Genomic DNA, 21,657 nt, shown 5'->3' on the forward strand with positions numbered 1-21,657 from the left:
TATACGCCTTAGGGATTTCTCATTCTCATCCGTCTTAACTTAGATACAGCCTGTCGCGTCAGCAAAAGCTACGACTGGCCTTTTCCGGGCCTCCATCGCCCCCTCCGATCAAGACCCTCATTCATATGTCGAAGAAGTCACGCTCCAAACTCTGGTTTCTCGTTCATAGCTGGCTGGCGTTGCCCATCTGGTTCTTTGTGCTGATCGTCTGCGTCACCGGCACGCTGGCCGTGGTGAGCCAGGAAATCGTGTGGCTGGCCAACCCGGATATCCGCGCCAGCAAGCCGTCGGATGAAGCCCAGCCGTTGAGCTTTGACCAGGTGATCGCGGCCATCAAGCGCGATGAACCCAAGGCTATCGTCCAGTCCATTATCCGCCCGGATGAGTCGCACTTCGCGCTAAGCGTCGGCCTCAGCTACCCGGATGGGCGCTCCGTGGAGGTGTATGCCAACCCCTACACCGGCGCGATCCAGGGCATCAGCCCCTCGTTCAACTTCCAGCAATTCACCCGCGCCCTGCATGGCTGGTGGCTGGTGCCGTTCACCAATGGGTACAGTTGGGGCTGGTACCTGGTGTCCGCGCTGGGCTTGCCGCTGCTCGCCTCGCTGATCACCGGGCTGGTGGTGTACAAGCGCTTCTGGAAAGGCTTCCTTCGTCCTACCCTGCGCATCCGCCATGGCGCGCGAATCTTCTGGGGCGACTTTCACCGCCTGAGCGGCATCTGGTCGATCTGGTTTATCGCGGTCATTTCAATCACTGGCACCTGGTTCCTGATCGAGGCTGTCCTGGGCGACAACCAGATATCCATTTCCAGTGAACCCATCGTGCCAGTTATCGCACGGGACAAGGTGCCGCTGTCGGCGCCGGGCGTGCCGGCACCGATGATCCCTATCGACAAGGCGATCGACATCGCCGCCGAGCGAATCCCCGGCCTGGACGCCAGCTTTGTGTTCATGCCAAGCAACGCCTACAGCCACCTGCAGATCGGCGGGCGTGGCTGGTACCCGTTGATGTTCCAGACCGCACAGCTGAACCCCTATGACGGTGAAATCGCGGTCTCCAACCTGTTGTCCGACCGTACCCCGCTGGAATTCGTCACCGAGTCGATGCGCCCACTGCACACCGGGGACTTTGGCGGTTTGTGGATCAAGCTGATCTGGGCATTCTTCGGCCTGGTGCTGAGCATGATGGTATTGAGCGGCTTGCTGATCTGGACCAAGCGCACCGCCCTGGCCACCCTCAACGCCCTCAAGCGCGAGGCCAAGACGCAACGTCAGCACGCGCCCATCCCGGCCATGCACGCCGACACCTCGGAGGCTCAGCGATGAGCAAGGTCGCAACCGTACCCCCGTCCCCGCTGCGCGCCTTTTGGCTGAAATGGCGTTTCCATATCAACATCCTGCTGTTGCTGGTGCCGCTGGGGTTCATGCCCAAATACTTTGCCGACGCCGCGTTGTTTCGCGGGGATACCGGCATCGGCGAGCGCGTGGCCGGGCAAGTGCAAGTCGGCCCCTGGAGCCTGACGCTGGCTGAGTTTCGCAACGAAGGCCCGAGCCCGAACCCGGCTGGCCCGATGAAGTTCTTCAACGCTGCCCTGTGCGATACCTGCGCCGAGCAGGTCAAGGCCACTTACCTGCGTATCGGCAAACCTCGCAGCCTGCGCGCCGCCGGAGTGATCTTCTTCGGCACGCCGTACCGTATGGGCGCCGCCCTGCCGATCCCCGAACGCACCCCGGCGGACGCCGAAATATGGGTGACCATGGAAGGGTGGGACGGCAGCATGCACCAGGGTTCCATCCCGCTGAGCCAGGCCTCGCCTGCCACCATTGCCTGGCTGAACAAGCAAGGAGTCAAACCATGACGTTCAAGCGCCTCACCCGCGCCGCGCTATTGCTGTGCGCCGGCCTGAGCACCACCGCCTTCGCCCACAACCCGATGTGCGAATGCAAGGAAATCCCCGGTGAGCAGATCCAGTGCAAAGGCGGGTTCTCCGACGGCAGTGGCGCCCCCGGCGTTACCCTGGATGTGATCGGCTACGACGAAACCATCCTGGTGCCGGGCAAGCTCGGCGAGGATTCGACCCTGACCTTCAAGAAGCCCGCCGCCGAGTTCTACGTGCTCTTCGATGCCGGCCCCGGCCACGTGGTGGAAATCGACCAAGCGGATATCCCGTCGCAATGAGTATCACACAGGTTGTACGCCCCGCCGGCGCGGGCCACGAAACCCTTTATGTGTTGCTGTTGTGTCTGATCATCCTCGCGGTGGCGGGCACGGTCGTGGCGCTGCATGGGGAAACCCAGGAAGTCGCGGCGGTGCCAAGCCATCAGCTGGACGCCCGCCGCGACCTGAGCGCCGCCGAGCAAGGCATCTACGCCGACCTGCGGGTGACCCTGGATGAAATCCACCTGTTGCAGCAGGAACACAGCGCCCTGCCGACGCCTGAGCAACTGGCCGAAGAAGGCTTCGCCCCCTTTGCCCAGGACGCTAGCTCAGTAAGCCGAGGCGGCCACCGCTGGCAGTTGCTGGCACCGGCTGCCTACCTGGGCTTGAGCCAGGCGCCGGCCACCAGCGGTTCGCTGCTGATGCGCGTGCAAGGCAGTGAGCCGGATATCTGGCTCAACCGCAGCGCCAACCTTGCCGCTCCATCCGACCTCACTGACCAGGCGCTGATCGCGGCCGGCTGGCAGCAGGTGGTCGCGCAATTCGATGCCGGCGTTACCCGCCAGCACCGTCACTGAACGAGAAGACCGATTGCCCATGTCTATGTCATCGCCCCTGTTGCGCCTGTTGCTGGTTGGCCTGTTCAGCCTGATGCTCGCCCCCCTTGCCAATGCCGAGGCGGCCAAGCGCCTGCGTATCGGCATTACCTTGCACCCCTATTACAGCTACGTGGCCAATATCGTGGGCGACAAGGCCGAAGTGGTGCCGCTGATTCCCGCCGGTTTCAACCCCCATGCCTACGAGCCGCGCGCCGAAGACATCAAGCGCATCGGAACCCTGGATGTGATCGTGCTCAACGGCGTCGGCCATGACGACTTCGCCGACCGTATGATCGCCACCAGCGAGCGCCCGGACATCCCGGTGATCGAAGCCAACGCCAACGTGCCGCTGCTCGCCGCTACAGGTAACGCGGCACGCGGTGCGGGCAAGGTGGTCAACCCGCACACCTTCCTGTCGATCAGCGCGTCGATTGCCCAGGTCAATAACATTGCCCGTGAGTTGGGCAAGCTCGACCCGGACAACGCCAAAACCTACACCCAGAACGCCCGCGCCTACGGCAAGCGCCTGCGCCAGATGCGCGCCGACGCCCTGGCCAAGCTGACCAGCGCGCCCAACCCGGACCTGCGCGTCGCCACCGTACACGCGGCCTACGACTACCTGTTGCGCGAGTTTGGCCTGGAGGTCACCGCCGTGGTCGAGCCGGCCCACGGTATCGAGCCAAGCCCCAGCCAACTGAAAAAGACCATCGATGAACTGCGTGCTCTGGATGTGAAAGTGATCTTCTCGGAGATGGATTTCCCGTCCACCTACGTCGATACCATCCAGCGTGAATCCGGGGTCAAGCTGTACCCGCTGTCGCATATTTCCTACGGCGAATACAGCGCCGAGAAGTACGAAGTGGAGATGACCGGCAACCTCAACACCGTGGTACGGGCGATTCAGGAGTCGGGAGCATGACCGCCGCACAGCAACTGAACCCCGTCAGCGTCGGCCCCACCCTGAACTTCGACCAGGTCTCGCTGACCCTGGGGCGCACCGTGATCCTTGATGGCGTGAGTTTCCAGGTACAACCGGGCAGCATCCATGCGCTGGTCGGCCCCAACGGCGGCGGCAAAAGCTCGCTGATCAAGACCCTGTTGGGGCAGACGCCGCACCAGGGGCGTTTGAGCCTGGAATGGCCAACCACACCCGGCACCATCGGTTACGTGCCCCAGGCGCTGGAATTTGACCGGGGCTTGCCGATGACTGTGGACGATTTCATGGCTGCCATGTGCCAGCGTCGCCCGGCGTTTCTGGGCCTGTCCAGGCATTACGCAGCAGCGATTGGCGATGCCCTTGAGCGCGTCGGCATGCAAGACAAGCGCAAGCGCCGCATGGGCGCGTTGTCCGGCGGTGAGCGCCAGCGCGTACTGCTGGCCCAGGGGCTGATTCCGGGGCCGCAGTTGCTGGTGCTGGATGAGCCGATGTCGGCCCTCGACGAGGCGGGTATCCAGGTGTTCGAACGGCTATTGAACGACTGGCGCCTGGCAGGGATTACGGTGCTGTGGATCGAGCACGACCTGGAGGCCGTTGGCCGCCTGGCCGACCGCGTCACCGGTCTGAACCGCCGCGTGCTGTTCGACGCCACACCGAAAGAGGCGCTGACCCCGGACCGCCTGCTCACTCTGTTCTCCACCCACCCTCGGAGCCCGGCGCCATGAATTATGAAGCCTTTCGCTTGATGGTCCAGGGCTGGGCCTCCTCCGGTTACCTGCCCGAAGCCCTGGCCTACGGGTTTGTGGTCAACGCCCTGCTCGCCGGCTTGCTGATCGGCCCGGTACTCGGCGGCCTGGGCACGCTGGTGGTGGTCAAGCGCTTTGCGTTTTTCTCCGAAGCGGTCGGCCATGCCGCGCTGACCGGCGTGGCCGTGGGCATCCTGCTGGGAGAACCCTATACCGGGCCTTATGGCAGCCTGTTTGGCTACTGCCTGCTGTTCGGCATCCTGCTCAATTACCTGCGTAACCGCACCGGCCTGGCGCCCGATACCTTGATCGGCGTGTTCCTGTCGGTGTCCCTGGCACTGGGGGCAAGCCTGCTGCTGATCCTGGCCGGCAAGATCAACGTGCACATTCTCGAGAACGTGCTGTTTGGCTCGGTGCTGACGGTCAACGGCAACGATCTGCTGGTACTGGCCATTGTCGGCTCGCTGGTGATGGCCCTGGCATTGCCGTTGTACAACCGCATCATGCTGGCCAGTTTCAACCCGCAATTGGCGGCAGTGCGCGGGGTGGCGGTGAAAAGCCTGGACTACCTGTTCGTGATCCTGGTGACCCTGATCACCGTTGCCGCGGTCAAGGTCATCGGCGCAATCCTGGTCGGCGCCTTGCTGGTGATTCCTGCCGCTGCGGCGCGCCTGTTGAGCCAGTCACTCAAAGGGTTTTTCTGGATCTCGGTGTTGATCGCTACCGTCAGCACCCTGTGCGGCATCCTGCTGCCGATCATCTTCGACCTGCCCATCCCATCCGGCGCCGCCATCATTCTGGTTGCCGGTATCGCCTTCGCCTTCGCCGCCATCGCCCGTGGCGTTGTGCCCAGCCTCAAAGGGAATCTTGGATAATGCGCCCTGTCTTTCGCCCACTGGCCCTGGCCATCGCTTGCTTGCTGAGTACGTCGGCGCTGGCCGTCGACGGTTTCGACGCCAAGGACTTCAAAGTCAACCAGGGCCTCGGTCACGCAGCCCTGACCAAGACCAAGCAGCCGGTCAAGGTGCTGGCCTCGCTGCCGATTACCTACGGCTTGGCCGAGGCGCTGCTCAAAGGCACCAACGTAGCGCTTGAACGCGCCGCGCCGGCCAATCTGCCGGGTTCGCGGCAAGTGTCCTACTTCACCGGCCGCGGTGCTGCGGCACTGAACAAGTTGGCGCTGGACGCCGACGCGGCCATCGGCCTGCGCTCACTGTGGGCCGATGACCCGCTGTACCCCGTGGCGCGGCGCAGCAATATCCGCATCGTCGAAGTCGATGCCGCACGCCCGGTGGACGGCGGCTTGCCGGGTATCGCAGTACAACCGGGTGTCACCGATGGCTTGAACAGCCAACCCTGGCAATCGAGCAACAATATGGGGCGCATGGCCGACGTGATGGCCGCCGACCTGAGCCGCCTGGCGCCGGCTGCCAAACCCAGGATCGACGCTAACCTGGCCGCGCTCAAACAGCGTTTACTCAAGCTCACCGCCGACAGCGAGGCGCGCTTGGCCAAGGCCGACAACCTGAGTGTGCTCAGCTTGAGTGATCACTTCGCGTACCTGGTCAGCAGCCTGAACCTGGAAGTGCTCGGCACCGATGCACGGCCCGATGCCGAGTGGACGCCCGAGGCGCTGCAAAAACTCAGCAGCACGTTGAAGGACAACGATGTGGCCGTGGTGCTGCATCACCGTCAACCCAGCGATGCAGTCAAAACCGCCATCACTGCCGGCGGCTCCAGACTGTTGGTATTGAATGTGGACGGCGCCGACCCGGTGACGGAGTTGGAAACCAATGTGGACCAAGTGATCAAGGCACTCACACCCTAGGCAAGCCACCGATCCGTCAGAGATAAACTCGGTTCATTGTGGGAGCTGGCTTGCCTGCGATGCGGACGCCTCGGTTTATCAGGCGCACCGAGTCGATACCATCGCAGGCAAGCCAGCTCCCACATGGGTTCGCGGTGCACCAGCCGCTACACCACATCCACACCCACATGAATCGCATCATGCCGCCAGAACTCCAGGTCACAGTCGATCAGGCGTTGATGCTGGTCGTAATTGACCCGGGCGATGCGCAAGCCCGGGCTGCCTACCGAGACCCGCAGCGCAGCGGCCGCTTCCACCGGCAGTGAGGTCGGCACAATCTCGAAGCGCACCCGCCCGTAGCGCAAGTCATATTTGCTGGCATACAGCTCAGTCATCGACTGATTCAAATCACACGCCAGGATTCCCGGAAAATACTGCGGGTTCAGATAGTGCTCCACATACAACACCAGGCGCCCGTCAATCCTGCGCCCCCGGCAAATCTGGATCACGCTCGACAACGCCGGCAACTGCAACCACGCGCACACCGCCGCCGACGCCGGTTGCAAGCGTGCTGAGATGACCTGCGTGGAAGCCTCACGCCCCTGGTCGCTGACCATCGCGTGAAAATGGCTGCGCTGCATCAGGTTATAGGCCAGCCGTGGCGGCGAGACGAACCAGCCCCGACGCTCTTCGCGGTAAATCTGCCCTTGGGCCTCAAGCTGTAACAAGGCTTCCCGCACGGTAATCCGAGTGGTACCAAACAACTCGCTGAGCTTGCGTTCGGCGGGCAGTTTGCTGGCAGGCGGCAACAGGCCATGGTCGATCTGCTCTTGCAGCGCCAGGCCGATGGAGGTTACCGCCTTGATTGCCTCATCACGCATCAACGTTACCTATCTGGACTAGACCAGCACCGTTCAGGTGCACAAAACGCGCTCTATCTGGGCTTCTGCTGCTGTGTGCCAGCCTAGGCACTCCACATGACCGACAGATGACAAAGGCTGTCGACTGCCTCTACCACCCCCTGCAATACATCGGCCAAGTCCAGAGCCTGCGGGCACTTGGACATGGTCTACGCTAAGTCGGAGCTGAGCGACATCAGCGCTTCAAAAACGACATCGACATGAAACTGTCATCCAGGGGGCCTAGATTGGCTCAGGTATTGCTGACCTAGACCAAACCACCGCTAACGTTCAGATAAAACGCCGCGTTGAAAACGCCCAAAGGAGCTTCGGATGAAACAGCTTTTCCTGGCATCACTGTTAGGCTCGACCATTGCCATGTGCACCGCCGCCATGGCTGCTGATACCGATCTAAAAACCTTGGAAGCCGCCGCCAAAGCGGAAGGCGCCGTCAACAGCGTCGGCATGCCCGATGACTGGGCCAACTGGAAAGGCACCTGGGAAGACCTGGCCAAGACCTACGGCCTCAAGCACATCGACACCGACATGAGCTCGGCCCAGGAAATCGCCAAGTTCAAAGCCGAAAAAGACAACGCCAGCGCCGATATCGGTGACGTGGGCGCAGCCTTCGGCCCGATCGCGGTGAAACAGGAAGTCACCCAGCCATACAAACCGTCCACCTGGGCGCAGGTGCCGGATTGGGCGAAAGACAAGGACGGTCACTGGGCCCTGGCCTACACCGGCACCATCGCCTTTATCGTCAACAAGAAGCTGCTGCACGGCTCCGAAGTGCCCACCACCTGGGCTGACCTGCAAACCGGTAAATACAAGGTCTCGGTGGGTGACGTGAGCACCGCCGCCCAGGCTTCGAACGCAGTACTCGCCGCAGCCATCGCCAACAAAGGCGACGAGAAAAACATCGCGCCGGGCCTGCAATTTTTCACCAAGATCGCCCAGCAAGGTCGGCTCTCGCTGTCCAACCCGACCATCGCCACCATGGAAAAAGGCGAAGTCGAAGTGGGCCTCGTCTGGGACTTCAACGGCCTGAGCTACAAGGCCAAGATGGCCAACCCGGATGACTACGTGGTGCTGATCCCCTCGGATGGCTCGGTGAAATCCGGCTACACCACCATCATCAACAAATACGCCAAGCACCCGAACGCCGCCAAGCTCACCCGCGAATACATCTTCAGCGATGCCGGCCAGCTCAACCTGGCACGCGGCAATGCGCGTCCGATCCGGGCTGAAACCGATTTGAAACTGCCGGCGGACGTTGCCAAAAACCTGATCCCGGGCGAGCAGTACACCAAGGCCAACCCGCAGCCGATCAAGGATGCCGATGCCTGGGAAGCGACGTCCAAGAAGCTGCCACAGATGTGGAACGAGCAAGTCATCGTAGAAATGAAGTAATCGGTCTCTCTGATCCAAAGGCGGTCAGTGTGGGAGCTGGCTTGCTGTGGCGAGGGAGCTTGCTCCCGCTCGACAGCGTAGCTGGTGCCGGCTTTTTGGGGGTGCTCCGCACCCCAGCGCAAGCAAGCTTGCTCGCCACAACAAGCCAGCTCCCACATTTGATCCCATCCCAAGTTGATACTGAGCCATACCCTTTGTTGCGGAGCCCCAGCCCCCATGAAGCATAATGTCATCCTTGTGGTGCTCGACGGCCTCAACTTCGAGGTTGCCCGGCACGCCATGGGGCACTTGCAGGCCTATGTCGGCGCAAGACGCGCAGCCCTCTACACACTGGAATGTGAACTGCCTGCCCTGTCCCGCCCGTTGTACGAGTGCATCCTCACCGGCGTGCCGCCGATCCAAAGCGGTGTCGTGCACAACAACGTCTCGCGCCTGTCCACCCAGCGCAGCATTTTCCATTACGCCACCGACGCCGGCTTGAGCACCGCGGCGGCGGCTTACCACTGGGTCAGCGAGTTGTATAACCGCACGCCCTTTCTCGCCGCCCGCGATCGTCACACCGACGACAAGGCGCTGGCGATCCAGCACGGGCATTTCTACTGGAATGACCACTACCCCGATTCCCACCTGTTCGCCGACGCCGAAAGCCTGCGGCTCAAGCACGCGCCAAACTTTTTGCTGGTGCACCCGATGAACATCGATGACGCCGGCCACAAGCATGGCCTCGACACCGCGCAATACCGCAACAGCGCACGCTCGGCCGACATTATCCTGGCCGACTACCTACAGGGCTGGCTCGACGCCGGCTACCAGATACTGGTCACCGCCGACCATGGCATGAACAACGACCGCTCCCATAACGGTCTGTTGCGCGAAGAACGGGAGGTGCCACTGTTTGTCATCGGTGACGCCTTCAGCCTGGAAACCGACGCCGTGCCTAAACAGACCGACCTGTGCGGCACCGTCTGCGAACTACTCGGCGTGCCCCACGACAAACCTGTGTGCCGGGAGTTGCTCAAGTGAATGCATTGACCCGCGGCAAATGGCTGGCCCTGCTATGCCTGCTGCCCTTCGCACTGTTCTTTATCGTGTTCGAGATCGCGCCGCTGGTGTGGGTGCTGATCAGCAGCCTGCAAACCGAAGAGGCCGGCTGGAGCCTGGAAAACTTCACCCGCATCTTCACCTCGAAGTTCTACCGGCAGGCCATCCAGTTCAGCCTGGAGATCAGCTTTTACTCCAGCATCTTCGGCATCATCATCGCCACCTTGGGCAGCTACTCACTGCGCCGAGTGGATTCGCCGCTGCGCAACTTCGTCACCGCGTTCGCCAACATGACCAGCAATTTCGCCGGCGTGCCCCTGGCCTTCGCGTTCATCATCCTGCTGGGGTTCAACGGCAGCATCACCCTCATGCTCAAGCAGGCCGGGATCATTGAGGACTTCAACCTGTACTCGAAAACCGGCTTGATCATCCTTTATACCTATTTCCAGATCCCCCTCGGCGTACTGTTGCTCTACCCGGCCTTTGACGCATTGCGCGAAGACTGGCGCGAATCTGCCGCGCTGCTCGGTGCGAATGGCTGGCAGTTCTGGCGCCATATCGGCCTGCCGGTGCTCACCCCGGCCCTGCTCGGCACCTTTGTGATCCTGCTGGCCAATGCCCTGGGCGCCTACGCCACGGTCTATGCGCTTACTACCGGCAACTTCAACGTGCTGCCAATTCGCATTGCCGGCCTGGTCTCCGGCGATGTGTCGCTGGACCCGAACATGGCCAGCGCCCTGGCCGTGGTGCTGGTGGCGCTGATGACCGTGGTCACGGTGGTGCATCAACTGCTGCTCAAGAGGAGCTACCATGTCTCGCGCTGAAGCCGGTACGGCCTCCCTCTACCATCGGGTGGTGGTGTACCTGTTGTTCCTGATCCTGGTGCTGCCGCTGGTGGGCACTTTTGTCTACTCGATTTCCAGCAGTTGGTCGGCAACCATCCTGCCCGCCGGCTTCAGCGTGAAATGGTATGTACAGCTGTGGAGCGACCCGCGCTTTCTGATGGCCTTCGGGCAATCGTTGCTGGTATGCGTGGGCGCACTTATCCTCTCGGTGGTGTTGATCTTGCCGCTGCTGTTCGTGGTGCATTACCACTTTCCCAAGCTCGACGCGCTGATGAACATCCTGATCCTGCTGCCCTTTGCGGTGCCGCCGGTGGTGTCCTCGGTGGGTCTGCTGCAACTGTACGGTTCCGGGCCGCTGGCGATGGTGGGCACGCCGTGGATTTTGATCGGCTGCTACTTCACCGTCGCGCTGCCGTTCATGTACCGCGCGATCACCAACAACCTGCAAGCCATCAACCTGCGCGACCTGATGGACGCTTCGCAACTGCTCGGCGCCAGCACCTGGCAGGCCGCGATTCTGGTGGTGCTGCCCAACCTGCGCAAGGGCCTGATGGTGGCGCTGCTGCTGTCGTTCTCGTTCCTGTTCGGCGAGTTCGTGTTCGCCAACATCCTCGTCGGCACCCGCTACGAAACCCTGCAGGTGTACCTCAACAACATGCGCAACAGCAGTGGCCATTTCACCAGCGCCGTGGTGATCTCTTATTTCTTCTTCGTGCTGGTACTGACCTGGGCCGCCACTCTCTTGAACAAGGACAAAAGCCAATGAGCTTCGTCAGCGTCCAACACCTGCAAAAAGGCTACGCCGGCACCCCGGTGTTCAGCGATATCAATTGCGAGGTCGCCAAAGGCGAGTTCGTCACCCTGCTCGGCCCGTCCGGTTGCGGCAAATCCACTTTGCTGCGCTGCATCGCCGGGCTTACGCCGGTGGACAGTGGCCAAATCCTCCTGGATGGCCAGGACATCGTGCCCCTGAGCCCACAGAAACGCCAGATCGGCATGGTGTTCCAGAGCTACGCGTTGTTCCCCAACATGACTGTGGAACAGAACGTTGCCTTCGGCCTGCGCATGCAAAAGGTCAATGCCGACGACAGCCACAAGCGCGTGCAAGAGGTGCTGCAACTGGTGGAGCTCAAGGACCTGGCCGGCCGCTATCCGCACCAAATGTCCGGTGGCCAGTGCCAGCGCGTCGCCCTCGCCCGCTCACTGGTGACCCGCCCGCGCCTGCTGCTGCTGGATGAACCGCTGTCGGCATTGGATGCACGGATTCGCAAGCATTTGCGCGAACAGATCCGCCAGATCCAGCGCGAACTGGGGTTGACCACGATCTTCGTGACCCATGACCAGGAAGAAGCCCTGACCATGTCCGACCGCATCTTCTTGATGAACCAGGGCAAGATCGTGCAGAGCGGCGATGCCGAAACCCTCTATACCGCGCCGGTGGATGTGTTCGCTGCTGGGTTTATCGGCAACTACAACCTGCTCGATGCCGACAAGGCTAGCCAACTGCTGCAGCGACCGATCAGCGGGCGTATCGCGATTCGCCCCGAGGCCATCGAGTTGAGCCGCAGTGGCGAGCTCGATGCGTTGGTGCGTAGCCACAGCCTGCTGGGTAACGTGATTCGCTACCGCATCGAAGCCCGTGGTGTCGAGCTGGTGGTGGACGTGCTCAATCGTTCGGCCGACGACCTGCATCCGGACGGCCAACGCCTGGCACTTTCCATCGACCCCAGCGCACTGTGTGAAGTAGCCTGACAGGCAGCGACCTATTGAGAGAGAGCATCACCGATGGCATTGGTAATTTTTGATCTGGACGACACCTTGATCCACGGCGACTGCGCCACGCTGTGGAGCGAACAGATGGGCCGCCTCGGCTGGGTAGACCCTGAGTCATTCATGCGCAGGAACAACGAGCTGATGGATGCCTACAGCCAGGGCAAGCTGTTGATGGAAGATTTCATGGATTTCAGCCTGGAGCCGATGATCGGCCGAACCCCGGAAGAAATCGAGCACCTGGTGGAGCCGTGGGTCGAGGACGTGATCGAGCCGCTGATCTACAGCGACGCCACCAAGACCATCGCCCGCCACCGCGCGAACGGTGACCGGATCCTGGTGATTTCCGCTTCGGGCACTCACCTGGTCACGCCGATTGCTGCGCGTATCGGTATCGAGGAAGTGCTGGGGATTAACCTGAGCGTCAGCCATGGGGTATACGACGGCAAGACAGAGGGTGTACTGACTTACCGTGAAGGCAAGATCACGCGGTTGCTGGAATGGCTGGAGCAGGAAGGCGAAACCCTTGAAGGTGCCTATTTCTATTCGGACTCGCGCAATGATTTACCGCTGCTGCTCAAGGTGGATCACCCGCACGTGGTGAACCCGGACCCGGTGTTGCGCGCCAATGCCGAACAGGCCGGCTGGCCGATCCACCACTGGACCTGAATTAATAGACATCAACCTGTGGGAGCTGGCTTGCCTGCGACAGCGGTGCGCCAGATGAAGAATTCTTCACTGTTGCACCGCTGTCGCAGGCAAGCCAGCTCCCACACTGACTGCATTTCAATCTAGGATTCGGTCAGGCTATTGGCAATATGGACTACACCGGACGTAGGACGAGGTTGTTCTAGCCCCCCACATCACCGTCAACGCCTTGCAATGCTTTCACAGTGCCTCCATAGTGAGTCTGGACTGAGCCCGGTGCTGTAGCGCCGGGCTTTTTGCATTATGCGACCGGACCATATGGAACCGGCTCCCTCAAAGACGGCCTAATATGCGTTATCAATTGCCCCCGCGTCGAATCAGCATGAAGCATCTGTTCCCCAGCACCGCCCTCGCTTTTTTCATTGGTCTCGGCTTCGCGTCGATGTCGACCAATACGTTCGCAGCCAATAGCTGGGACAACCTTCAGCCTGATCGCGATGAGGTGATTGCCAGCCTTAACGTCGTCGAGTTGCTCAAGCGCCATCACTACAGCAAGCCGCCGCTGGACGACGCTCGCTCGGTGATCATCTACGACAGCTACCTCAAGCTGCTGGACCCCTCGCGCAGCTACTTCCTGGCCAGCGATATCGCTGAGTTCGACAAGTGGAAGACCCAATTCGACGACTTCCTCAAGAGCGGCGACCTGCAACCCGGCTTCACCATCTACAAGCGTTACCTGGACCGCGTCAAAGCGCGTCTGGACTTCGCGTTGGGTGAGCTGAACAAGGGCGTCGACAAACTTGATTTCACCCAGAAAGAAACCCTTCTGGTAGACCGCAAGGACGCCCCTTGGCTGACCAGCACCGCAGCCCTGGACGACCTGTGGCGCAAACGCGTCAAGGACGAAGTGCTGCGCTTGAAGATCGCCGGCAAAGAGCCCAAGGCCATTCAAGAACTGCTGACCAAGCGCTACAAAAACCAGCTGGCACGCCTGGACCAGACCCGTGCCGAGGATATCTTCCAGGCCTACATCAACACCTTTGCGATGTCCTACGACCCGCACACCAATTATCTGTCGCCAGATAACGCGGAAAATTTCGATATCAATATGAGTCTGTCCCTGGAAGGCATCGGTGCCGTCCTGCAAAGCGACAATGACCAGGTGAAGATCGTACGTCTGGTGCCGGCAGGCCCTGCTGACAAAACCAAGCAAGTGGCACCGGCCGACAAGATCATCGGCGTGGCCCAAGCCGACAAAGAGATGGTCGATGTGGTCGGCTGGCGCCTGGACGAAGTGGTCAAGCTGATCCGTGGGCCTAAAGGCAGCGTGGTGCGCCTGGAAGTGATTCCGCACACCAATGCACCGAACGACCAGACCAGCAAGATCGTGTCCATCACCCGTGAAGCGGTGAAGCTCGAAGACCAGGCCGTGCAGAAGAAAGTCCTCAACCTCAAGCAGGATGGCAAGGACTACAAGCTGGGCGTGATCGAGATCCCGGCCTTCTATCTGGACTTCAAGGCGTTCCGTGCCGGTGATCCGGACTACAAGTCCACCACCCGCGACGTGAAGAAAATCCTGACAGAACTGCAGAAAGAGAAAGTCGACGGCGTGGTCATCGACCTGCGCAACAACGGCGGCGGCTCCCTGCAGGAAGCTACCGAGCTGACCAGCCTGTTTATCGACAAGGGCCCGACCGTATTGGTACGCAACGCTGACGGCCGTGTCGACGTGCTCGAAGACGAGAACCCGGGTGCCTTCTACAAAGGGCCGATGGCGCTGCTGGTCAACCGTCTCTCGGCCTCGGCCTCGGAGATTTTCGCCGGCGCCATGCAGGACTACCACCGCGCACTGATCATCGGCGGCCAGACCTTCGGCAAAGGCACCGTGCAGACCATCCAACCGCTGAACCATGGCGAGCTCAAGCTGACACTGGCCAAGTTCTACCGGGTATCCGGGCAGAGCACCCAGCATCAAGGCGTACTGCCGGATATCGATTTCCCTTCGATCATCGACACCAAGGAAATCGGCGAAAGCGCCCTGCCTGAAGCCATGCCGTGGGACACTATCCGCCCTGCGATCAAGCCGGCGTCGGATCCGTTCAAGCCCTTCCTGGCTCAGTTGAAGGCTGACCATGACACCCGCTCTGCCAAGGACGCCGAGTTCGTGTTTATTCGCGACAAGCTGGCCCTGGCCAAGAAGCTGATGGAAGAGAAGACCGTCAGCCTCAACGAAGCGGATCGCCGTGCACAGCACTCCAGCATCGAGAATCAGCAACTGGTGCTGGAAAACACCCGCCGCAAGGCCAAGGGTGAAGACCCGCTCAAAGAGCTGAAGAAAGAAGATGAAGACGCGCTGCCGACCGAGGCGGATAAAACCAAGCCGGAAGACGACGCTTACTTGGCCGAGACTGGCCGGATCCTGCTGGATTATCTGAAAATCACCAAGCAGGTGGCCAAGCAGTAAATGATGGCGATTTAATGTGATCGCTCCTCGGAGTGTCATCATATAGACATCATTCTGTCGTGAAATAAAAGGACCGCAGGTTTACGCCTGCGGTCCTTTTTTTTGATCGAGACCGCCATGACCATGACCGAACAGCTGAATGCATTGGGCTCAATCCTGGCTCAAGGCAGTTTGCACAGCCTGTTCCAACCGATCATCTGCCTGTCGGAGCGGCGCATCCTCGGTTATGAAGCTCTCAGTCGTGGCCCGTCCAACAGCCCGCTGCACTCCCCCGTCGCACTGTTCTCGGTGGCCAGCCACGCCGGGCGCCTGAGCGAATTGGACATGGCGTGTCGAGAGAGTGCATGCCGGCGCTTCAGCGAGCAGAAACTGCCCGGCAAGCTGTTCCTCAATATCTCTCCCGAATCCTTGATGGAGAACGCACATCAGCCAGGGCGCACGCTGCAACTGTTGCGCGACTTCGGCATTTCTCCCAGCCAAGTGGTGATCGAGCTAACCGAGCAGGCACCCACCGACGATTTCGCGCTGCTGCAAACTGCCTTGCACCACTACCGCGACATGGGTTTTGCCATCGCACTGGATGACTTGGGCGCCGGTTATTCCAGCTTGCGGTTGTGGTCCGAACTGCGCCCGGACTACGTGAAGATCGACCGGCACTTTATCGACGGCATTCACCAGGACGCCCTCAAGCGTGAGTTTGTCGGCTCGATCCTGCAGATCGCCAGGGCGTCCCGCGCCCAAGTGATTGCCGAGGGCATCGAGTTGCCGGAAGAACTGGCGGTGTTGACGGAGATGGGCGTCGACCTGGTCCAGGGCTACCTGCTCTGCCGCCCTCAGGAAAAGCCGCCGCAGGAAGCGCGCCTGATGCTGCCCAAGCCGGATAACGCCACGCTGGCCCTCAATGACGAAGGCAGTGACTTGAGCGCCCTGCTCAATGAGCAGCCCGCCGTGGATCAAGACACCGCCACCGCTCAAGTGCTGGAATCGTTCCGCCGCCAGGCCAACCTCAACTCGCTGGCGGTATTGGACGGCCGCGGTTGCCCGGTCGGCATTGTGCACCGGCACTCGTTGTCGGACGCGTTGCTCAAGCCGTTCGCGACCGATCTGTTTGCACGTAAACCCATCAGCCGCTTGATGAGCGATGACTTTTTGGCGGTGGAACTGAGCCAGTCCTTGCAGCAGGTCAGCCGCTTATTGACCAGCCGCGCGCGGCAACGCATCGAAGAGGATTTCATCATAACCCTGAACGGTGATTACCTGGGGCTGGGTCGGGTCATCGACGTGCTCAAGTTGATCACGGAGCTGAAAATCCAGCAGGCCCGCTACGCCAACCCGTTGACCTTGTTGCCTGGCAATGTGCCGATCCAGCAGTGCCTCACCCGGCTGCTGCAGCAACAGCGCGAGTCGGTGATCTGCTATGTGGATATCGACAGTTTCAAACCGTTCAACGATATCTACGGCTACGGGCGCGGGGATGAAGTGCTGCTGTGCCTGGCGCAGTGCCTCAACGACCGGGTAGACCCCAGCCGCGACTTTGTCGGGCATATTGGTGGGGATGATTTTTTGCTGGTGCTGGGCCCGCAGGATTGGCGCAAGCGGCTCAACCAGTTGCTGGATGACTTCCATACCCAATGCCGACGCTTCTACCGCGCTGAACATCTGGAGGCTGGGTGCTTCGTGGCCCTCAATCGCCAGGGCGTGCGCCAGGAGTTTGCGTTGCTGTCGCTGTCCATCGGTGTAGTGCACTTGTATCCACAGGCCTGCGCACAACTCGATGCCAGCCAGTTGGCAGAGCTGGCGTCACAAGCCAAGCACCATGCCAAGGATGTGGCGGGCTACAGCATCCACGTGATCGACAGCATGGACATGTATACCCCAGCGCTTTAGACCTCGGCAGATTTCGATCAACCTCGCAAATACTGGGCGTAATCAACGAGACCTCAGAAAGATCAATACTGGAATGACCATTGGATTGAGTACTAATGCGGACGGAGTTGGACTCCACTGCCCGACCCTTGCCTTCGCAGACTGAGCAAAAATCGGTCAACATTCAACAGTTATGGCAATTCCCTTTACAAAAACTCAGGGTGGCGCAGTGGCGCGCTGAGACTATTGCCGAATGCCCTCGAAAGAGGTAATGTCGAACGGAGTGATAGCCTTGCGCCATCACCCCATATACTTACGTCAGTAAAATTTAAGGATAAATATGACTGTCCCATCAATGATTTGTAATCACGTATCTGTTCTAAGGTCTTACCTATCAACTATTGAGCACCATCTGGAATCCAAACCTAATGGGCAGCTTAAATATACGTTCCCCGATCAATTGATTTTAAATGTCTATGAAACGACAGGATCGGTAGTATTCCAAGGGCCCGGGGCTGGTGGAGATCTTGCGTATAAAATTGCCGCCATGGTAAAGCAAATAAACACTCCTGTATTGAGCTAACGCGCCCACCCAATAATACTACATCTGCGCAGACTGCACCTTACTCAAGGAAGTGATTGCGCGCTCAAATCACGCATAAAAATCAATTCAACTTTAAGGAAACATCATGGAAAAGTTTATTTACCATGTCTATCTAGATCGAGGAAAGAGCAATAAGAACTTTACTAAATTCCATGAGAATGTCGACAATCTTAATGGAAAAACCCCCGATTATGCTGGAATAAACAACTCTTGCATAATTGCTCACCATGCAGATATCGACACGATATTTGACAAATGCACGGAAGGCTTTCGTGACGATAGAGATGATGTTGTAGTTACGGAGGTAACTCGAAAAAGCATGGAGGACATCTATGGATCCCACCGTGCATATACCACCCTAATAGAAAAATACTTTTTGCCGCACGGCACCTTCCCTAAATTCTGACCTTTAATACTCATTACAGTTGGCTTCATTATAGAAGCCAACTTTAAACCACTCCTCGGCAGCAAATACAACAATACAAGATATGAACGGGCGGGCCGCCCGACAAACTTCATCTGCCTAGAACGACTTCCTAACATCAAAATGTCGGCCCGTTACGAATTCGGATCACAGGCCAGACACTGAACCAAGCGGTAGGACGATAACAACATCCTTGCCGTCGCATTCTAAGCCTCGGCGGACTCCGGGTACTCGTACTCGAACACCCGCACCACTTCGGAAGCATGCCAGGACGCGGCGGCCACGCCGTCAGAAGGCCCGCTGAACCGCCCCAGGCGCTCCACACATTCGAAAAAACCGGTGCGCGGCAGGCGGCTGGCGCCCTGGCTGATCACCAGGGAACTGCGCAGCGGCTGCTCGGCCTTGGCATCCAGTGCCGCCAGGTGCTCCAGGGCCGCCGCCAGGGTCTGCATGGCCGGCGTGGGGAATTGCAGGCGCTCAAGCAGTGCACGGTAGGTGAGCAAATGGCGCTGGCGCCGCGCCTGATCCAGTTCGTTGAGCAACCCATCCCAGTGTTGACGGCTAATACGTAGGCTCAAGACTCATCCCTCCAACCTGCTACGCCCAATTCCCAAGCCAGGCTGCGGCGAATGGCGGCATCCGGCTGGCGTTCACCACTTTCAATCAATCCAAGGTATGAGGGGCTGATCCCCACTGTGCGTGCCAGGGTCTCGATAGCCAGCCCCTTGGCTTCACGCAGGCCGCGCAGGGCTGCGAGCGGGCGCAGGTCCTGATCAATGGCGGTAGAGGCGGCAGGGGAAGAAGCGGGTGTAGGTTGCTGCTGACCGGCAGCTTTTAGCAGCGCCTGGTACTGGTCCCATGGCAACACCGCGTATTCGGGTGCGCCATCGCGTGAAATGATCTGAATATCCATGACTGCCCCGTAGGATAAAAACACTTACTAAGTAAGTTCTTTCCTTAGAAGTGTAATCCTAACAGCCACGAAGGTCGCAGGGGATACCGGGCAACATTAGTTTTTTTGCGGGTTTTCCCGAGCCAGCAGCTCAGGCGTCGCTGGCAGGCGCTCAACCACCGCGAGTTTTTCCGGGCGTTGCGCATCGCGCCAGGCGCGAAAGGCGCTCAGTTCGCCGCTCAGGGTCTTCATGACCCATGCCAGCACGGCGATGTCATCCAGCATGCCGAACATCGGGAGGAAATCCGGAATCGCATCAATCGGGCTGAGAAAATACATCAGCCCCGCCACCACCGAGATCAGCGCCTTAGGGCTGATCGCACGGTATTCGCCGCGCCAGTAAGCCAGGCACAGGGCCTGCAGTAACTTGAGATCATCCTTGAGCTGGCCGAGCCGATTGCCTTGGCTTGAACCTTTGGCAGCGACGGCAAACAGCAAGGTTGGCAAACGCCCCCGACCGAGCAAGCGTGCGGCCATGGGCAGGAAACGGGTGAAATTGAACGGTGGTTTCATTGGGCACTCCAGTTCCAGGCGACATAAAAGGTTATCCACACAAATTGTGGATAACCTTGTGAACAGAGCCTGTTTTATCGGCTGAAAGCCACGGACTACAAGGCCTACAGTCAGATCGGGCGTTTTTTGCGCACATAAAAAAAACCCAAGAATTCATTGACTTGGCATGTATGTGCGGCTACCCGTGCTCGAGTCTTATATCAGACTGTGTCCGGTTGCGGACGTTCGTTTGGATTTGCAGAGGCTTCAACGTAGGGGCTGGCTGGCGTGCGATAGCCATAGACATCTACACGACCCGGTACGACGTGGCAGCCTGCCAGCCGATGCCTATCTCCCAGACACCCCCGGCTCCAAATGTGGGAGCTGGCTTGCCTGCGATTGCCTTAGGCATCAACACAACTTTACAGGCCGTAGCAGCCAACGCTAACCACGATGCGAAGCGAGCCGCTCTTGATCTTGATCTGCTTTTGATCTTAGGCGCCCCGTTAAACCACGCTGGCCGGAATTCGACAGGGATTTGGGGGGTAAACCGGCAGGGATGCCGGTTTAGCCGCCCCGCGCCATGGATGGCGCGTGGCGGCGGCCCCCCAAATCACTGGCGGATTACGGGCACACCGAGCCTGAGCGAGGTGCCGAGTGGTGGGGCAAGAGCGTTTTGCTTACTTTGCCGCTCTTGCAAAGTGAGCCGCCGTCAGGGCGGAACCCTATGTGGCCGTTACCGCAGCAATGGATATGTACACAATCCAACTGTGTTGATTGCCAGGCCGCCTTCGCGAGCAAGCCCGCTCCCACAGGTTGATCGTGGTGTGTCAGTTAGTAGGTGTAGGCTGGCAGGCCGTCATCGCAGGCAAGCCAGCTCCCACATTTGGAGTGCTGAGCGTCTGGCGGTCATCACAGCGATGCGGCGACCCGACAAGCCAGCTCCCACAGAAGATTTTTGCATCCTTTGATACAGCCCCGAAAACAACAACGCCCCGTCGAGACGGGGCGTTGTGTGTTCAGGCGCCGATTACTTCTTGGCGGCTGGTGCAGCAGGTGCGTCCGCTGCTTCTGCCTTGGCTGGGTCCTTGATGGCCAGCAGCTCCAGGTCGAATACCAGCACGGAGTTGGCTGGAATCGCCGGGCTCGGGCTCTGGGCGCCGTAGGCCAGGTCGGACGGGATGTACAACTCGACCTTCTCACCAACATGCATCAGTTGCAAGCCTTCGACCCAACCCGGGATCACGCCGCTGACCGGCAGGTCGATCGGGCTACCGCGATCTACGGAGCTGTCAAAGGTAGTGCCGTTGGTGAGCTTGCCGGTGTAGTGAACAGTCACCACGTCGGTTGGCTTAGGCTGGGCGCCGTCGGCCTTCTTCACGATCTTGTACTGCAGGCCGGAAGCGGTGGTGACGACACCGTCTTTCTTCGCGTTGTCTTCGAGGAATTTCTTGCCAGCGGCTGCCGACTCTTCGCTCATTTTAGTCATGCGTTCTTCAGCACGCTTTTGCAGTGCGGCAAACGCTTCAACCAGTTCGTCATCTTTGAGCTTCTGCTCTTTCTTGCCGACAGCATCTTCAATGCCTTGGGCTACCGCTTTGGAGTCCAGGTCATCCATGCCTTCTTGGGCAAGGCTCTTGCCCATGTTCAGGCCGATGCCGTAGGAAGCTTTTTGCGCCGGGGTTTTCAGCTCTACGCTGGTTTGCGAATCACAACCCGCAAGTACCAGGCTAACCAGGGCCACCGCCGCCGCCAACCGATGCTGTTTCATGCTATTTCCTTGTTCATGCGCCAAAAGGGCATTCGAATAAAGTCGCGAGCTTATCAGGCGGCCCCGACCAATGGCTACCGGCATGTGAGCAGGAAACTTCTGATAAGTTCACGTGTTTAAAAGCATTTCCATTTATCATGGGGGCCCGCGACGGATCGCGGAACCGGCTGATAGCAGGCTAATCGTCACTTGCCGCACCTGTGGCGCAGTGGCATAACAACG

General features: G+C 59.7%; 22 protein-coding genes. 17 read left to right on the plus strand and 5 right to left on the minus strand.

Going from position 1 to position 21,657, the window contains the following annotated elements; genetic code table 11:
- Window positions 1–125 precede the first annotated feature (125 nt).
- Genes GIW79_RS22510 through GIW79_RS22545 form a run of 8 tightly spaced genes read left to right on the plus strand, consistent with a single transcriptional unit; the run spans window position 126 to window position 6,270 of the window.
- A complete protein-coding gene (locus GIW79_RS22510; protein WP_105226337.1) occupies window positions 126–1,328 on the plus strand; it encodes a PepSY-associated TM helix domain-containing protein in 1,203 nt (400 codons plus the stop codon).
- On the plus strand, window positions 1,325–1,861 hold the full coding sequence (locus GIW79_RS22515) for a hypothetical protein (protein WP_019817260.1): 537 nt from the start codon (window positions 1,325–1,327) through the stop codon (window positions 1,859–1,861). The genes GIW79_RS22510 and GIW79_RS22515 overlap by 4 nt, the downstream gene beginning before the upstream one ends.
- Complete coding sequence (locus tag GIW79_RS22520; RefSeq protein WP_014717808.1) at window positions 1,858–2,181, plus strand: hypothetical protein; 324 nt, start codon at window positions 1,858–1,860, stop codon at window positions 2,179–2,181. Before GIW79_RS22515 ends, GIW79_RS22520 begins: the two co-directional genes overlap by 4 nt.
- On the plus strand, window positions 2,178–2,738 hold the full coding sequence (locus tag GIW79_RS22525; protein ID WP_057978110.1) for a DUF6162 family protein: 561 nt from the start codon (window positions 2,178–2,180) through the stop codon (window positions 2,736–2,738). The genes GIW79_RS22520 and GIW79_RS22525 overlap by 4 nt, the downstream gene beginning before the upstream one ends.
- Window positions 2,739–2,757: 19 nt before the next feature.
- Window positions 2,758–3,678 (plus strand): metal ABC transporter substrate-binding protein, encoded by a 921-nt coding sequence (locus GIW79_RS22530; protein ID WP_054897879.1) that lies wholly within the window; start codon window positions 2,758–2,760, stop codon window positions 3,676–3,678.
- Entirely contained in the window at window positions 3,675–4,421 is a 747-nt protein-coding gene (locus tag GIW79_RS22535) for a metal ABC transporter ATP-binding protein (RefSeq protein WP_054921674.1), read from the plus strand. Before GIW79_RS22530 ends, GIW79_RS22535 begins: the two co-directional genes overlap by 4 nt.
- Window positions 4,418–5,317, plus strand: a complete 900-nt coding sequence (locus GIW79_RS22540) for a metal ABC transporter permease (protein WP_054897877.1) — start codon at window positions 4,418–4,420, stop codon at window positions 5,315–5,317. The genes GIW79_RS22535 and GIW79_RS22540 overlap by 4 nt, the downstream gene beginning before the upstream one ends.
- Window positions 5,317–6,270 (plus strand): metal ABC transporter substrate-binding protein, encoded by a 954-nt coding sequence (locus GIW79_RS22545; RefSeq protein ID WP_054921676.1) that lies wholly within the window; start codon window positions 5,317–5,319, stop codon window positions 6,268–6,270. The genes GIW79_RS22540 and GIW79_RS22545 overlap by 1 nt, the downstream gene beginning before the upstream one ends.
- A 146-nt stretch (window positions 6,271–6,416) precedes the next feature.
- Here GIW79_RS22545 and GIW79_RS22550 read toward each other — a convergent pair whose 3' ends face one another.
- Window positions 6,417–7,130, minus strand: a complete 714-nt coding sequence (locus GIW79_RS22550; RefSeq protein ID WP_054897875.1) for a UTRA domain-containing protein — start codon at window positions 7,128–7,130, stop codon at window positions 6,417–6,419.
- Between the two features lie 351 nt (window positions 7,131–7,481).
- On the opposite strand from GIW79_RS22550, the gene GIW79_RS22555 reads away from it, so the two are divergent.
- From GIW79_RS22555 to GIW79_RS22595, 9 genes are all read left to right on the plus strand, one after another.
- Complete coding sequence (locus GIW79_RS22555; RefSeq protein ID WP_003190150.1) at window positions 7,482–8,558, plus strand: ABC transporter substrate-binding protein; 1,077 nt, start codon at window positions 7,482–7,484, stop codon at window positions 8,556–8,558.
- 216 nt (window positions 8,559–8,774) lie between these two features.
- Window positions 8,775–9,581 carry an alkaline phosphatase family protein gene (locus GIW79_RS22560; RefSeq protein WP_236452535.1) on the plus strand — a complete coding sequence of 269 codons (807 nt, stop codon included), beginning with the start codon at window positions 8,775–8,777 and terminating at the stop codon, window positions 9,579–9,581.
- Entirely contained in the window at window positions 9,578–10,423 is an 846-nt protein-coding gene (locus GIW79_RS22565) for an ABC transporter permease (RefSeq protein WP_003190145.1), read from the plus strand. The genes GIW79_RS22560 and GIW79_RS22565 overlap by 4 nt, the downstream gene beginning before the upstream one ends.
- The gene (locus tag GIW79_RS22570) at window positions 10,410–11,210 is read left to right on the plus strand and encodes an ABC transporter permease (protein WP_032892564.1); all 801 of its coding nucleotides are present in this window, start codon (window positions 10,410–10,412) and stop codon (window positions 11,208–11,210) included. Before GIW79_RS22565 ends, GIW79_RS22570 begins: the two co-directional genes overlap by 14 nt.
- Window positions 11,207–12,196 (plus strand): ABC transporter ATP-binding protein, encoded by a 990-nt coding sequence (locus GIW79_RS22575; RefSeq protein WP_034127242.1) that lies wholly within the window; start codon window positions 11,207–11,209, stop codon window positions 12,194–12,196. Before GIW79_RS22570 ends, GIW79_RS22575 begins: the two co-directional genes overlap by 4 nt.
- Window positions 12,197–12,229: 33 nt before the next feature.
- Window positions 12,230–12,883 carry an HAD family hydrolase gene (locus tag GIW79_RS22580; RefSeq protein ID WP_072448092.1) on the plus strand — a complete coding sequence of 218 codons (654 nt, stop codon included), beginning with the start codon at window positions 12,230–12,232 and terminating at the stop codon, window positions 12,881–12,883.
- A gap of 361 nt (window positions 12,884–13,244) precedes the next feature.
- Window positions 13,245–15,326, plus strand: coding sequence for a carboxy terminal-processing peptidase (locus GIW79_RS22585; RefSeq protein WP_223816873.1), 2,082 nt, complete (start codon window positions 13,245–13,247; stop codon window positions 15,324–15,326).
- Between the two features lie 117 nt (window positions 15,327–15,443).
- Window positions 15,444–17,213, plus strand: a complete 1,770-nt coding sequence (locus GIW79_RS22590; protein WP_197901156.1) for a bifunctional diguanylate cyclase/phosphodiesterase — start codon at window positions 15,444–15,446, stop codon at window positions 17,211–17,213.
- Window positions 17,214–17,881: 668 nt separating this feature from the next.
- The gene (locus GIW79_RS22595; protein ID WP_034127239.1) at window positions 17,882–18,202 is read left to right on the plus strand and encodes a hypothetical protein; all 321 of its coding nucleotides are present in this window, start codon (window positions 17,882–17,884) and stop codon (window positions 18,200–18,202) included.
- A 224-nt stretch (window positions 18,203–18,426) separates the two neighbouring features.
- Here GIW79_RS22595 and GIW79_RS22600 read toward each other — a convergent pair whose 3' ends face one another.
- The 4 genes from GIW79_RS22600 to GIW79_RS22615 form a co-directional block, all read right to left on the minus strand.
- Window positions 18,427–18,798, minus strand: coding sequence for a hypothetical protein (locus tag GIW79_RS22600; protein ID WP_005786715.1), 372 nt, complete (start codon window positions 18,796–18,798; stop codon window positions 18,427–18,429).
- The gene (locus GIW79_RS22605) at window positions 18,795–19,133 is read right to left on the minus strand and encodes a helix-turn-helix domain-containing protein (RefSeq protein ID WP_034127238.1); all 339 of its coding nucleotides are present in this window, start codon (window positions 19,131–19,133) and stop codon (window positions 18,795–18,797) included. Before GIW79_RS22605 ends, GIW79_RS22600 begins: the two co-directional genes overlap by 4 nt.
- Before the next feature lie 96 nt (window positions 19,134–19,229).
- Window positions 19,230–19,685, minus strand: a complete 456-nt coding sequence (locus tag GIW79_RS22610; protein ID WP_056788425.1) for a YkvA family protein — start codon at window positions 19,683–19,685, stop codon at window positions 19,230–19,232.
- Between the two features lie 1,009 nt (window positions 19,686–20,694).
- Window positions 20,695–21,435, minus strand: coding sequence for an FKBP-type peptidyl-prolyl cis-trans isomerase (locus GIW79_RS22615; protein WP_003190133.1), 741 nt, complete (start codon window positions 21,433–21,435; stop codon window positions 20,695–20,697).
- Between the last annotated feature and the right edge of the window lie 222 nt (window positions 21,436–21,657).

It is taken from the genome of Pseudomonas sp. PA-7-1E, from assembly GCF_021605325.1.
Classification (GTDB): domain Bacteria; phylum Pseudomonadota; class Gammaproteobacteria; order Pseudomonadales; family Pseudomonadaceae; genus Aquipseudomonas; species Aquipseudomonas fluorescens_BV.